Below are 14375 nucleotides of genomic sequence, written 5' to 3'. Positions count from 1 at the left end.
TGGCGGAACGCTGGGGGTGGACCCACCGTTGGCCAAGGAGAAGGATCATCCTCACAGCAGTCGAGGACGCGACCCGATGAGCAGCCGGCCAGGAGCCGGCGCAGGACGGAGTGCCGATGTCGTTCATGGACAAGCTGAAGAAGAAGGCCGAGGAGCTCGACCTCGAGACGAAGGCCAGACAGCTGCAGGAGTCCGCCACGCAGGCGGCCAAGCAGGCGCGGGTGAAGGCGGGCGACTACGCCGCCCAGAACCGCGAGAAGATCGACGGCTACGTCGAGACGGCCACGACGAAGATCGACGAGAAGACCGAGGGCAAGTACGCCGACAAGGTGGCCAAGGTCCGCGGGCACGTCGACCGCGGCGTCGACAAGGTCGCCGAGGGCCGCACCTCGGGGCCGACCACCGCGACCGGTGCGGCGGCGGCCGCGGGCGCGACCGACGTGACGGGTGGCGAGCCCTTCCCGGTCGACCCCGAGGCTCCCGCCCCGGTGTCGGCCAGCCCCCTCGACGCCCCGTCCCCCATCGACCGGCCGACGCCCGTGACGGAGGGCGGCTTCGACGCGGCCGCCGGCGACCTGCCGGTCCCGGCCCGCGAGTCGCTCACCGACACGACGCTCGAGGACACCGTGCTCGGTCTCGACCACCCGCCGACAGCACCGGCCGGGCACCCGGACGCGCCGGCCCCCGAGGACGCCGACGCGACCCCGCGCGGGCCTCGCCCGCCGCACGACGGCACGAGCTGAACGGCGGGGCGTGACGGCATACGCGAGCGGCGCCGGTGACGGCGCCGTCCACGCATGGGCGGTGTCCGTGCAGTACGTGGCCGAACTTGGCAGGATGGGTAAGGACGAGTGGACTTAGGAGGACGTATGTTCCGAACCAAGCAGTCCCGCACGGAGGCTGCAGTTGACCAGGCACGCTCCACGGCGGCCGATCTCGGGTCGGCGGCCGGTGACCGGATCGGCACGCTGAAGGACAGCGCTGCCGACACCGCGAGCGACGCCGCTGCAGCCGCGAAGGATCGCGCGTATGCCGCGAAGGACGCCGCGACGCCTGCGCTGCAGGACGCGGCCGGCGCGACGCGCGAGCGGCTCGTGGCGGCCAAGGACGCTGCGACGCCCGCACTGGCGGACGCGGCCGACACGGCTCGCGAGCGCTTCTACGACGCCGCGGCGACCGCCAAGGACGCTGCGGGTGACGCGCTGCACGAGGCTGCCGACCGAGCCAAGCCGAAGGTGGAGGCCGCACAGTCGACGCTGGTCGACACCGTGCTGCCGAAGGTCGGGGCCGCCATCGCCACGGCGGCCGCTGCGCTCGCCTCCGGTGCCGAGCAGGCTCGCGAGGCGGCCCAGCCGCACCTCGAGCAGGCTGCGGCGCAGGCCAAGGAGTCGGCGGCGGTCGGTGGCCATCGCGCCCAGGACGCCTACTCGGTGCTCAAGGGTGACGCGGTCGCCAAGAAGCGTGGCGGCAAGGGCAAGTGGCTCATCGCCATCGGCCTGACCGCTGCCGCTGTCGCCGCCGTCGCCGCCTTCCGCAAGCAGAAGCAGGCCGACGACCCGTGGGCCACGCCCCTCGACTCGCGCTCCGGTGCGGGCGCGGGTGGCTCGACGACCTCGGCGCTCGCGTCCGACGCCGCGACCCTCAAGGACAAGGCCGCCGAGCAGGTCGGCCACGCCAAGGAGGCCGTCGCCGACGCCGCGAGCAAGGCCAAGGAGAAGGGTTCCGAGCTCGCCGACGCGGCCAAGGACAAGGCCGGCGACCTCGCCGCCAAGGGCCAGGCCGCGATCGCCGACGCGAAGGACCGCTCCGGCGAGTCCGTCGACGCCGCGACCGACGCCGCAACGGATGCCGTCCACTCCGCGACCGAGTCCGCAACGAATGCCGTGGACGACGCGACCGACGAGCTCGCCGGCGCTCCGGCGACCGCCGAGGGTGAGGTGACGGCGGTCGACGCCGCGCCCGACTCCGACGCGATCACGTCCGAGGCGGTCGAGGGCGGCACGATCAACGGCGCCTCGACGAAGTCGTCCCCCCGGGGGTCGGCCAAGGCCAGGGTCGCCAAGGAGAACGGCGACAGCACGAGCTGAGTCCCCCTCTGGTGCCGGGCCCGTGCAGGGCTCGGCGCCGGAACCGGGAGTGGACAGAGAAGGACCCGGATGCCCATGGCATCCGGGTCCTTCTCTGCTTGAGCTGGCTCGCACCGACAGGGGGACAGTGCGAGCCAGCACATGCAGAAGGGCTGGGCGCGGTTCGTGCGGGCCCAACCCTTCGCTACCACCAGTCTAGACCCTGTCCGGCTGGTTGCGCGAGGGGCTCGATGAAGATTGCATCACATCAAGCGCGTCAGTTCGGTTCCTTCCACGCATCACACCCACGAGTTCCGGCGTCCCTGAAGAGGCGCGGAGATTGCTGCACCACTGAGCATGGCACCAGAGTCGAGGTTGCGCCAGAGGAAGATCCCGTGGATTGCCTGTAGGTCCTCGGGAGTGGTCGGGACACGCCGAGCACGACCGATTTGCCCCGACCTCTTGACGCCCCTTTCCGCCCACCCCTACGGTCCTACCCACAGAGGGTGACTGATTGTGAGCGAAAGGATGCTTGAATGAGCAGTTTCAAACACACAGTGCGGAGAGGGGTGGGTGCCCTCGCCGGCGCCGCCGTCACCCTCTCCGGCCTGGTGCTCGTGTCCGGCCCCGCGCAGGCGGCCGACTCGCACCTCGGCGACGTGACGGCCTACAGCCGCAGCGGCGACACGTACACGTTCGGATCGGGCACGGCGAAGCTGCGCGTCGAGGTCGACGACACCGACCTGCTGCGCGTGCAGGTCGCCCCCGACGGCACGTTCACCGACCCCGCGAGCGCGGACCCGGCAGACCCGTCGGCGCCCGACGCCGACATCGTCGTCAAGCGGGACTACCCGGGCGGTGCGTCGAGCGTGACCGACACCGGCACGGCATACGTCATCTCGACGGCGAAGGCGCGGCTCACGGTGACGAAGGCACCGATCACCTTCCGGCTCGAGGACGCGAGCGGGGCCGAGCTGATGCGCGAGACCGCGCCGCTGGCCTGGAACGCGAGCGGCATGACCCAGACACTCGCCCAGGGCGCCCAGGAGCAGTTCTTCGGCGGGGGCATGCAGAACGGCCGCTTCAGCCACCGCGACACCGCGATCACGATCAGCCGCGACTACAACTGGGACGACGGTGGCAACCCCAACGCCGCGCCCTTCTACCTCTCGAGCGCGGGCTACGGCGTGCTGCGCAACACGTTCGCCCCGGGCACCTACGACTTCCACTCGCCGGTGCGCACGACCCACCAGGAGCAGCGCTTCGACGCGTACTACTTCGTCGGCGACACCCGGCAGGTCCTCGACGGCTACACCGAGCTGACCGGCCGGCCCCACATGCTGCCGATGTACGCGCTCGAGCTCGGGGACGCGGACTGCTACCTCCACAACGCGAACCGTGGCGAGCGCGAGACGCTGCGCGACACCACGGCGATCGCCGACGGCTACCGGGCCAGTGGCATGCCGCTCGGCTGGACGCTCGTCAACGACGGCTACGGCTGCGGCCACGAGGACCTCCCCGAGACCCACGAGATGCTCGTCGACCACGGGTCCGAGCTCGGCCTCTGGACCCAGTCCGACCTCACCCACCAGCCGTACGAGGTCGCGAGCGGCGTGCGGGTGCGCAAGACCGACGTCGCCTGGGTCGGCCCGGGCTACCGCTTCGCGCTCGACGCCTGCGAGAAGGCCCGCGACGGCATCCAGTCGGGCAGCACCGACCGCGCGACCGTCCTCACGATCGAGGGCTGGGCGGGCACGCAGCGCTGTGGCGCGATGTGGAGCGGCGACCAGTCGGGGTCGTGGGACTACATCAAGTGGCAGATCCCGACGTACGCCGGCTCGACGCTCTCGGGGCAGCCGGTGACGACGGGCGACATCGACGGCATCTTCGGTGGAAGCGCGGACACGTACACGCGTGACCTCCAGTGGAAGATGTTCCTGCCGATGACGTACGCCATGAGCGGGTGGGCGGCCAAGGACAAGCAGCCCTACCGCTACGGGGAGCCGTACACGACGATCAACCGGAGCTACCTCCAGCTGCACGAGCGGCTGCTGCCCTACCTCTACACGCACACGGTCAACGGGTCGAAGACCGGTCTGGGGCCGACGCGCCCGCTCTACGCCAACTACCCGAAGGACCCGGCGACGTGGGGCGACGCGGCGAAGTACGAGTTCCTCGCCGGTGACGACTTCCTCGTCGCGCCGGTCTACTCCGACACGACGGTGCGCGACGGCATCTACCTGCCCGAGGGGACGTGGGTCGACTACTGGACCGGCCGGCTCTACGCCGGCAAGCAGACGGTCGACGGCTACAAGGCCCCGCTCGACCGGCTGCCGCTCTTCGTCCGGGCCGGTGCCGTGGTGCCGATGTTCCCCGAGGGCACGCTCGACTGGAAGGCCGGCAAGGACTCGGGTCGCCTCGACCTCGAGGTCTACCCGTCGGGCACGTCGACGTTCACGAACTACGAGGACGACGGCCGCTCGCAGGCGTGGGCGTCCGGCGCGAGCGCGACGCAGCGCTTCGACGTCGGGGCGCCGACGGTCGGCAAGGGTCCGGTGACCGTGACCCTCGGGTCGCTGAACGGCTCGTACGCCGGCAAGCCCGCCTCGCGCGGCTACGACCTCGCCGTGCACACGAACTCGGCCCCGTCGGCGGTCGCCGTCGACGGTGTCGACGTCGCCGAAGTGGGCTCGGAGGCGGCACTGGACGCCGCGGTGAGCGGGTGGTTCTACGACTCGGCCACCGGGGTCATCCACGTCCGGACGGCGTCGACGTCCACCGCGTCGGCGCACACCGTGAAGATCACCGGCGCCGGCGCCGTCGGTGGCGCCCAGCCGGGTGAGCTCGACGCGACCCTCGACGTCAAGGCACCCGTCATCTCGGTTCCCGGCGAGGCTCGCGAGGTCACGGCGACGTTCACGAACTCCACGGGCAAGCCGGTCCAGGTGACGTCCACGTCGGTGGGCGTGCCGACCGGCTGGACGTCGGTGGCCTCCGGGCCGACGACGGCCACCGACCTCAAGGACGGCGCCACCTTCACCGCCCGCTTCAGCGTGACACCCCCAGCCGGGGCGAAGCCCGGGTCGTATGCCGTGAGCGCGTCTGCGGCATACACCGCGCGGGACGTCTCGCGGACCGTCACCGACAGCACGAAGACCCGTCTGGCGTTCCCGTCGCTGGCGAGCGCCTTCAGCAACGTCGGCGTGACGGCGCTGGCGTCGCCCGCAGCAGGCGACATCGACGGCGGTGGGTCGAGCTTTATCGCCGAACGCCTTGCAGCGCAAGGCGTCTCGCCCGGGGCGAAGGTGACGGCGAACGGCTTCGACTTCACGTGGCCGTCGTCGCAGCCGGGCACGAAGGACAACGTCGCATCGGCCGGAGAGACGATCCAGGTGTCGGGCAGGGGGAACGCCCTGGCGTTCCTGGGCACCGGGACGAGCGGCTCGGCCGGCGGTGCGGCGACCGTGCACTACACGGACGGGTCGTCGGCCGCAGTGACGGTCGGCTTCCCGAACTGGTGCTGCCTCGCGACCGACACCTACGGGGCGAGGACGGCGGTCACGACGATGGGCAAGAACACGCCCACCGGCGCGGCCTACCCGACCGTCGCGTACCGCCTCTACACGAAGACGGTGCGGCTCGACCCGGCCAAGGAGGTGGCCGCGGTGACCCTGCCGGCCAACTCCGCGGTGCACGTCTTCGCGATGACGGTGGGCACCGAGGACGTCGTGCCGCCGCCGATCGCCGACGGGCAGTACTCCCTCGGCAACGTCGGGTCGGGGCTCGCCCTCGAGGCACCGGGGTCGGACTCGTCCCAGCTCGGCACGGCGGCGGTGTCGTCGTCGGGCTCGCAGAAGTGGGTCGTGACGCTGCAGGACTCCGGCGCCTACCAGGTGAAGAACGCGCAGAGCGGGCAGTGCATGGACGTCTTCTACAGCTCGCAGACGTCCGGCGCGCTTGTCGGGCAGTACACCTGCACCGGCACGACGAACCAGCAGTGGAACGTCACCCGGTCGGGCACGCAGCTGAAGATCACCGCCAAGCACAGCGGGCTCTCGCTCGCCGTCGACGGGGCCGGCAAGGCCGTCCAGGTGACCGACACCGGTGCAGCGACGCAGCGCTGGACGGCGACGGCGAACTAACCGGCGCCGGGACGGGCCCGGTTCGAGGTATTCCGCGCGTGGAAACACGCACGCGAATACCTCGAACCGGGCCTTCGTCGCGTCAGGAGCCGGTCGCGGGCAGGCCGTAGGCGCGGACGGCGTTGTCGCGCGCGATCATCCGCACGACCCGGCTCGCGTCCGCGGCCGCCCACTCGTCGTCGGCGACGAAGCCACCGACGACCCGGGCGATCGCGTTGCGCCACAGGCGGGCTCCGAGGAAGTGCAGCTCCGCCGGGCCGCAGCCGTCCGAGCTGTAGAGCACCTGGCCGAAGGGCGCGAGCTCGAGGCTCCGCGCGACGAGCGACGCCGCCCGTGCGCCGAGGAAGTTGACCGACAGGCCTACGTCGAGGAAGACGTTGCGGAAGGCCTGCGCGAGGTAGCCGGCCTGCCGCTCGAACGGGTAGCAGTGCAGGAGCATGACCGGCACGCTCGACACCTCGGGCATCCGGAGGAAGTCGGTGAGCAGCAACGGGTCCGAGCGCCGCAGGTCCATGTCCCGGTCGCCGAGCCCGACGTGCAGCTGGAGCGGCAGGGCCAGCCCGATCGCCTCGTGGATGCCGAACGCGATGAGCCGCGGGTCGGTGAGCCGGACCGAGCCGGTCCGTCCCACCTCCTTGAGCCATGCCGCGACGTGGCGTTCGACCTGGGCATCGCTCGGCCGGCTCAGGTCGACGTCGAAGCCCGCGCGGTAGGCGAGCACCGACTTGACCGCGACGGCACCACGCACCCGGTCGGCGAGCAGCGCCCCGAAGGCGGCGGCATACGCCCTCGGCTCGGTCCCGGCCTGCGCGACCGACTCGGCGAGCGACTCCAGCCGCACCACCTCGTGGGCGCGGCCGCCCCCGGCCGTCGCGAGCTCGGTCGGCGTCAGCAGGTCGTCGGCCCGGTGCCCGGTGTCGACGAGCCAGTCGCTGACCCCGGCGGCGGTGAGGAAGCGCCGGTTGACCTCGTCCTCCCCGAGCTCGGTGCGGCGGGCCCAGTAGTCGTCGGGGGCCGCGTGACGGTCGAGCCCGAGCACCGGGGCGCACCAGGCGCGGACCGCGAAGCCGACCTGGCTGTCGAAGGGGTCGACGCCTGCCGGGAGCGGGTCGGTGTCCGCCTCGTTCAGGGCGTCGCCGTATGCCGCCCGGCTCGGAGCAGCGCGGAAGGCGGCGTGCACGTGGTGGTCGACGAGCGGAGTGGCGCCGACCACGGCGAGCAGGTCGCGGACTGCTCCGACGGTCCTGGGTGCCATCTCAGATCGACCAGGTGAGTCGGAGTCGTTCGCAGAGCTGCTCAGGTGCGAGGCCCGCGAAGGCGTCCCGCTCGTGGCGTCGGACGGCGATCAGGGCTGCCGCCGCCCGCTCACCGAGGACGCGCTCGGCGACCGATCCGGTGAAGGCGTCGAGGATCGCACCCTGGTCGGTCAGGACGAGCGAGAGTCCGGCCCGGGCGCGGTCGGCGTCGTCGAGCTGCCCTGTGTCGCGGACGGTTTCAGGCGGGAGCGGCAACCGGCGCTGGATGCCGTCATGGGCCAGGCCGAGCAGCACCGCCGAGGCGAGGTAGGGGTTTGCCGACGGGTCCGCGAGCTTCGCCTCGATGTTCGCGCCGTGCGGGTTCGAGGGTCCGCCGGCAAGGAATCGCACTGCGGCCTCGCGGTTCTCGGCGCCCCAGCAGATCGTCGCTCCCGACCACAGGCCGGGTCGGAGCCGACGACCCGAGACGATCGAGCCCGTGAGCACGGCCTGCGCCCCGATGAGCCCGTCGAGCACACCGGCGATGGCGTGCCCACCCCGCGTCGAGATGCGGTGCGGCGTCGTGACCGCCGGGTCGTCGAAGAGGTTGACGCCCTCGGAGGCGAGGGAGAGGTGCTGGTGCGCGCCGTTGCCGACCGTGCTGGCGAAGGGGACCGGTGAGAAGGAGGCCGCCAGTCCGTGCGCGCGGGTGACGATCCCGATCACCGTCTTGAGCAGGATCACCGAGTCCGCCGCCGCGACGGGGGTCTCCGGTGCGAGGGACACCTCGAGCTGGTGGGCGCCGTACTCCGCGTGGACCTGCTCGATGCCGAGCCCCGCTGCGGTCGCGACGTCGACGATCTCGCCGATGAGCGCCGACCGGTCGACGAGGGCCGACAGGCCGTAGGGCGTCCACGCCGCGTGTGGGAGCGCCGACCCGTCCGGGGCGACGAGGACGAACTCGAGCTCGTGGCCGACCCGGGCGGTCAGGCCGGCGGCGGCCAGCCGGTCGACCATCTCCGCGAGGACGTGACGCGGCGCGGTCGGATCCGGCTCGCCGTCCTGCGTCACCACGTGCGTGGGCCCGGCGGCCAGACCACCGGGCAGCACGCGTACGCCCTCGGGCACGAGACGCATCCGCAGGTCGCCGACCGCGTCGTAGAACGGCGTGAGCTGGATCGAGCCGTCGAGCGAGTAGCCGTGGTGGACCGGCGACATGCCCGCGCCGGCCGCGACGAAGGCGGCAGTCCGCTCCACCGGCATCGACTTCGCGTGGACGAGGTTGGAGGCGTTGGTCGCCCACCCCGCCACGACACGTACGCCCTGGCGGGTGAGGGACTCGGTGAGGTCGTCGGCGTCCGGCACGCTCGAGCTCATGACGGCAGTCTGCTCCTGCCCGACCCGTCACGGCGCCCCAACCACCGGAACGGTGGGCACCGGCTGGCGTCCGGCGGGAGTAGATCCGCCCTCCACGTCCTTGAAGCAGACATGCGGCACGACACCCTGAGCCTCTCGCGTACCGTCCCCGCCGCGCCGAGTGCGGTGTGGGCGGCCTTCTCCGACGACGCGATCCGGCGACGCTGGGTCCGCATGCCCGGCTCGGGCGCGAGCTACGAGCACGACTTTCGCGTGGGCGGGGGTGAGACGGCGCGGGCGTCGTTCACCACGCTCGAGGCACCGCCCGAGGTCCTCGAGAACCAGTCCCACTACCTCGACCTCGAGCCGGACCGCCGCCTCGTCCTCGCCTACCGGGCCGTGGTCGACGGCGTGGTGCGCTGGGCCTCGCTCGTGACCGTCGAGCTGGAGCCCTCCGACGACGGACGGTCGACGCAGCTCACGTGGACCGAGCAGGTCACGCTCGTCACGACGACTGATGGCACGGGCGACGTCGACCTGGCCCACCTGCGCGGCGGCATCCAGCTGCGCCTCAACGCCCTGACGCTCGCCGTCCGCGAGCACGACTGAGCGCGGAGGTGGCGGCCCACGAGGGCGACCACTGGGCCTTCGCCGCGTCACCCTCCGACATCTGGCAGCCTGCCCGGCAGGTGTCGGCGCCGCTACCATCGAGAGAAGGGGTTCCGGCGCCGTGAGGTGGGCCGATGGGGACGAGCATTGACGTGACGCTCCACGAGCGTGGGGCCGATGCCGCGCGTGTCGACATGCTGCACCGACAGTTCCGTCAGGAGTTGCGGCACGTCGACGCCGTCGATGTGGTGCCGCCCGCGGCAGAGCGCCCCGGGCCGGTCGAGCCCGGCGCACGCGGGCTGGACCCCGAGACCGTCAATGCCTTGGCTGTCACCGTGATCGGCTCGGGTGGCCTCGCGGGGCTCGTCTCGTCGGTGCGCGCCTGGATCGGGCGCGCGCCCAACGAGGCCAGAACCGTACGGCTCGAGATCAGCGGCGACGTCATCGAGCTGTCAGGGGCGACCTCGCTCGAGCAGGAGCACCTGCTGCAGGTCTTCCTGTCGCGCCACGACGCAGCGACACCATGACCGAGACCACGGCGGCAGGCACCCGACGCGCGCTCATCATCGCCAACGACACCTACGACCACACGAGCCTCAGCCAGCTGCGGGCGCCCGAGGCCGACGCGCGGGCCCTCGCGAGCGTTCTCGGAGACCCGGAGATCGGCGGCTTCGATGTGTCGATCGTGCACAACGCAAGCTCCTACGAGGTGCAGTCGCACATCGACGACCTGTTCACGGAGAGCCGTCCGGACGACCTGCTGCTGCTCCACTTCTCCGGCCACGGCCTCAAGAGCGACTCGGGCGAGCTCTTCGTCGCAGCCAGGAACACGCGGCCGGACCGCCTGAAGTCCACGGCCGTGCCCGCCCACTTCATCCAGGAGTGCATGCGCGGCGCGCGAGCACGCACCATCGTGCTCTTCCTGGACTGCTGCTACGGGGGTGCCTTCGGCGAGGGAGTCGCCGTCCGGGCGGCCGGACCGGTCAACGTCATGGAGAGCTTCCCCGCGGGTCGCCTGGAGGTGGCCGTGGACGCGCGGTGATCGGCGCGTCCAGTGCCATGGAGTACGCCTTCGAGGGCACGACGCTGACCAGCGACCACGAGGTCCAGCCGTCCGTCTTCACCTCCGCCGTGGTGCACGGTTTGCTGACCGGCGAAGCCGATCGTGACGAGGACGGCCTGGTGTCGCTCGGCGAGCTCTACGACTACGTCTTCGACCGGGTCCGTGAGCAGAACCCTCGACAGACGCCCGGTCGGGACGTCGAGATGTCCGGCGACGTCTACCTCGCCAAGAGCCGGCACAAGAAGGTGCGGCCGGTGCCGATCCCGGAGGCGATCGTCGCCGCCCTGCGTGAGCCCGACCCGACCTACCGACGGGGCGCCGTCGTCGAGCTCCGCGACCGGCTCGGACACCCGGACCTGGGCGTCGCGCTCGGCGCCCTCGAGGCGCTCCAGGCTGTCGCCCGGTCCGACACGAAGTCCGTCGCTGACGATGCCGCCGCCGTCATCGAGGGCGCCCTACCGCGCGTCACCCCGCCGACTCTCGACTTCGGCGAGATCCCCTCGGGAGCCGTCGCCGCCGTCGAGCGCGAGCTCAACGTGAGCGGGGTGCCTCTGGCCCGGGAGGTTCGTGTCGATGCGGACCCACCGCTGAGCGCTGTCGCGGACCGTTCCGTGGTGACCGTGACGTTCTCGCCGATCGACAGGCCGTATGCCGGCAGCCTCACCTTGACGAGTCCCACCGGGTCCGTCGTCGTCCCGGTCACCGCCTCGGTGGGCCGCCGCACAGGGTTCCTAGAGTCACCCTTGCCCGCCCCCGAGCCCGCACCCACGGCCGGAACGGACCCGAGTCCGGAATCCGGTTCCGGCGGTGTGGGTCTCGTCGGTCGACGACTCCAGCCGGTCGGGACTCCAGGCGACGAGGCGACCGTTCCGGACGTTCAGCCTGCCTCCTCGGACTCCGCTCCCGGGCAGACCGACACAGCGGACCCCGCGACCGTCGGACCGAACAAACCCCCATCTGCTGGCGCCACGGTCGACCAACCTGCCGAACCGACCCGGCCTGCCGCGCAGCACAAGCCGGTCGAGGCTGCTGCAGCGCACCGCACGACGGCTCCCGTGTGGCGACGGGTCGCGGGTGGGGCGACCCTTCTCGGTGGGCTGCTCGTCCTCGTGAGCATCTTCCTGCCCTGGTTCGACGGTGGGACCTATGCCGACAACGCCCCCGAGCAGCTTCCCGCGATGGGGACGCGCGGACTGCTGGCCCTGACCGCCGGCGTCACGATGCTCCTGCCCCGCGTCAGGACGCTGGTGGCGGTGGCGCTGCTCACCTCGACCGCCGCGGCCTGCGGTGCAGGCGCGCTCACGCTGATCGGGGTGTTCAACGTGTACGGGGCCACCCGCGTCGACATCGGCTGGTCGGTGGCGCTGGTCGGCGAGCTCCTGGTCGGCGCGACCGGGCTCGGGACCCTCCTCGCCATGACCTCACGCACATCGCTACCGTTCCGACGGTTCGACCAGCGCACGTGGACTGCGGTCGTGGCCCTGTGCGTCGGGTTCGCGACGACGGCCATCTTCATCGCCTACGCCATCCACCTCGTGGAGCAGGCGTCGCCGTACTGGGCAGCTGTCGCGCTGGTCTGGGGTCTGTTGACCTTGGGGTTCACCGTGTCGGCAGTGCTCCTCGAACCCGCCGTGGGGCGGGTCCTGCTCGGTGGTTGGGCCGTGGGGGCCCTCAGCTTCGTCGTCTCGGAGTGGCTCTACTACAACCGCATGTACATCGACCCGCACGCCGTCCCCGTGCTCACGCTCATGTGCGTCTTGTTGCTGCTGTCGGCAGCGGTACTCCCGGCAAAGTCGGGCGAGGCAACATCTGCGGCCGGCTGACCGGGACGAGCACGACGGTCCGCCCCCGGAGCTGAACACGAAGGGGCGGGGCCCGCGCGGCTCGCGCGGTCATCGCCCGCCGTCGCGTCCTCGCCTACGGGCGGTGGTTGACGGCCTGGTGCGGTGGGCGTCGCTCGTGACGATCGAGCGCGAGCCTCCGCCGCCGAGGGACGGTGGACCGACCTGACGGTGGACCGACCTGACGGTGGAGCGAGCAGGGCACGCTCGTCACAACGGCTGACGGCAGGGGCGAGGTGGACCTGACCCACGTCCGCGGTGGCCTCCAGCTGCGCCTCAACGCCCTGCCGGTCGCCGTTCGTGATCACGACTGAGGGAGCTCACGTGGTTCGCACGACGTTCATGAGGAGCAAGGAGACCGGAGATGAGGACACCCATCGCAGGTCTGACGTGGTCGGTGACCGTACCGGGTGGGCTGTGGCGTCCCGGCGCTCGATCGCGAGTGCGGGAGGACCGTCGCCGAAACGCCTGCCCATCTGTGTCTGACGAGAGGCCACGGATAGAGTTCAAGCCATGGGGCGAGGATGCAGCGAGGATGCTCGTCGATGCCTCATCACGTGTTTCGTTGCAACGCAATGGCGAGCGCGGTAGGGCATGCGGTCGTCGTCCAGCTCTCGTCGCCTGCCTTGGTGGTTGGCGACGGCAGCAGCGGTCGCGATCGCCTTCGCGACCGTGCGGCTGCGCGGCGAAGCGAGAGCCGCGTGTGATCTCGGAGTGAACGGCGGCGCAAGTGATGCTGACCTGGTGTTCCTGGGTGCGGGCCTGCTCGCCGTGAACGTGACGATCGCCCTAGTTGTCTCGCGCTTCGTCTCTCTCGGCCGGGCCGTCGCCATGCTCACCCTCGTCTTTGTGCTCACGTCGATGGGCCTGCTCGCCGTGACGGCCCCGCCCGCGGGCTACCCGAGCCCGCGGGCGGAGTGCACTGACAACGTCCCCAACTGGTGGCCGACCTGGCTGCTTAGCTGAAGTTGTCGATCGCGCGCACCTGAAGGTCTCCCGTCAGTGACCGCCAATCTGCGAGATGACTGCGAATCGCAGCATCAAGGCGAGCTGTGGTGAGTCCCGTGGCTCCGTACTGCTCGTACAGATCCATGCCGATGTTGATCGATAGGTCGTCGCCCGCGTCCGTGTGGCCCGCACCTTCGGAGATGTGGGATCCAGTGATCAGATCGCTGCGACTCCAGCCGGCGGCCCGCCCGACGTAGCCGTAGTGGATGTTCGACCACACGTCGTAGTAGATCTTCCACCCGGTGCCCGGTACATCGGCGAAATAGCGGTCCCGGTCGTCCCAGGTCTGCGCGATGATCGGCTTGTGGTCCCAGACGCACCCCGTGCACACGAGATCGTGCCACTTGGTCGCAGCGTACGAGAGGCATCCGAGGCCGCCGCCATAGGGGTTCCCGGTGCACGATGAGCTCAGTGCCCACTTGATGTCGTTGACCACGTCGCTGACCGCGTTGGTGCGGATCTCACCCGCCATCCACGCCGCGATCTCGTTGTACTGGTTGCTGGGCAGTCGAACTCGTGCGACGTTCGATGCCGTACCCGCGAGAAGCCCGTTCATGGGAACGACGTAGTACTGGATCGTCTGACCCCACTGCACGTACGGCGTGTACTGGGTGGAGGTCCACGGAGCCCACATCCCGATCTTCGTGAACGTGGTTGCCCCGTCAGTGAGGTTCTTCTCGTAGATCTCGTATGCCGTGGCGTTCGATACCGCGGCCCAGTCCAGGGTGGCGGTCGATCCGGCGTACGTCACTGTGACTGTCGGCGCCGCCGGCCGCACCCCGGTCGGAACCACCGGCTTGGCCGATGACGTTCCGCCGGCGATGTAGCCATTCATCGACTGCACCTTGAACTCGTACGACGCGCCCGCCACCATGTCACCTGCCGTCCAACTCGTGCCGGCGATCGGGATGGGGAGCTTCGTGAAGGTGGTTTCCTGCATCGTCAGGTTGCGGACCCAGATGTAGTACTCCGTCGCGCTGGGGACGGCCGTCCACGTCAAGGCGGCCCCACGGTTGACCGGAGTCACCGTCAGCGTCGTCGCCCCCGGCGTCGGA

The 14375-nt window shown here is 70.9% G+C and carries 11 protein-coding genes; 8 read left to right on the top strand and 3 right to left on the bottom strand.

Annotated elements, in window-relative coordinates:
- Nucleotides 1-116 precede the first annotated feature (116 nt).
- From ASG96_RS19355 to ASG96_RS19345, 3 genes are all read left to right on the top strand, one after another.
- On the top strand, nucleotides 117-743 hold the full coding sequence (locus tag ASG96_RS19355) for an antitoxin (protein ID WP_057589015.1): 627 nt from the start codon (nucleotides 117-119) through the stop codon (nucleotides 741-743).
- A 126-nt stretch (nucleotides 744-869) separates the two neighbouring features.
- The gene (locus ASG96_RS19350) at nucleotides 870-2087 is read left to right on the top strand and encodes a hypothetical protein (RefSeq protein ID WP_057589014.1); all 1218 of its coding nucleotides are present in this window, start codon (nucleotides 870-872) and stop codon (nucleotides 2085-2087) included.
- Between the two features lie 515 nt (nucleotides 2088-2602).
- The gene (locus tag ASG96_RS19345) at nucleotides 2603-6208 is read left to right on the top strand and encodes a TIM-barrel domain-containing protein (protein ID WP_057589013.1); all 3606 of its coding nucleotides are present in this window, start codon (nucleotides 2603-2605) and stop codon (nucleotides 6206-6208) included.
- 82 nt (nucleotides 6209-6290) lie between these two features.
- Here ASG96_RS19345 and ASG96_RS19340 read toward each other — a convergent pair whose 3' ends face one another.
- Together ASG96_RS19340 and ASG96_RS19335 are read right to left on the bottom strand one after the other, a co-directional pair.
- Nucleotides 6291-7463 (bottom strand): amidohydrolase family protein, encoded by a 1173-nt coding sequence (locus ASG96_RS19340; protein ID WP_057589012.1) that lies wholly within the window; start codon nucleotides 7461-7463, stop codon nucleotides 6291-6293.
- A gap of 1 nt (nucleotide 7464) precedes the next feature.
- Entirely contained in the window at nucleotides 7465-8820 is a 1356-nt protein-coding gene (locus ASG96_RS19335) for a glutamine synthetase family protein (protein ID WP_057589011.1), read from the bottom strand.
- A 111-nt stretch (nucleotides 8821-8931) separates the two neighbouring features.
- Between ASG96_RS19335 and ASG96_RS19330 the strand changes: the two genes are divergently transcribed.
- The 5 genes from ASG96_RS19330 (at nucleotide 8932) to ASG96_RS19310 (ending at nucleotide 13278) form a co-directional block, all read left to right on the top strand.
- Nucleotides 8932-9408 (top strand): SRPBCC domain-containing protein, encoded by a 477-nt coding sequence (locus tag ASG96_RS19330; RefSeq protein ID WP_057589010.1) that lies wholly within the window; start codon nucleotides 8932-8934, stop codon nucleotides 9406-9408.
- A 152-nt stretch (nucleotides 9409-9560) separates the two neighbouring features.
- Nucleotides 9561-9935 (top strand): hypothetical protein, encoded by a 375-nt coding sequence (locus ASG96_RS19325; protein ID WP_057589009.1) that lies wholly within the window; start codon nucleotides 9561-9563, stop codon nucleotides 9933-9935.
- Nucleotides 9932-10450, top strand: a complete 519-nt coding sequence (locus ASG96_RS19320) for a caspase family protein (protein WP_057589008.1) — start codon at nucleotides 9932-9934, stop codon at nucleotides 10448-10450. The genes ASG96_RS19325 and ASG96_RS19320 overlap by 4 nt, the downstream gene beginning before the upstream one ends.
- Nucleotides 10447-12294, top strand: coding sequence for a hypothetical protein (locus tag ASG96_RS19315; RefSeq protein WP_057589007.1), 1848 nt, complete (start codon nucleotides 10447-10449; stop codon nucleotides 12292-12294). The genes ASG96_RS19320 and ASG96_RS19315 overlap by 4 nt, the downstream gene beginning before the upstream one ends.
- Before the next feature lie 762 nt (nucleotides 12295-13056).
- Entirely contained in the window at nucleotides 13057-13278 is a 222-nt protein-coding gene (locus tag ASG96_RS19310; RefSeq protein WP_162262058.1) for a hypothetical protein, read from the top strand.
- Here ASG96_RS19310 and ASG96_RS24730 read toward each other — a convergent pair.
- Complete coding sequence (locus ASG96_RS24730; protein WP_369813641.1) at nucleotides 13271-13792, bottom strand: polymorphic toxin type 44 domain-containing protein; 522 nt, start codon at nucleotides 13790-13792, stop codon at nucleotides 13271-13273. The two genes, ASG96_RS19310 and ASG96_RS24730, sit on opposite strands and share 8 nt — an antisense overlap.
- Between the last annotated feature and the right edge of the window lie 583 nt (nucleotides 13793-14375).

It is taken from the genome of Terrabacter sp. Soil810, from assembly GCF_001429645.1.
Lineage (GTDB): Bacteria > Actinomycetota > Actinomycetes > Actinomycetales > Dermatophilaceae > Terrabacter.
The sequence above is the reverse complement of the archived record's forward strand: the minus strand, read 5'-3'. Positions and strand labels throughout refer to the sequence as shown.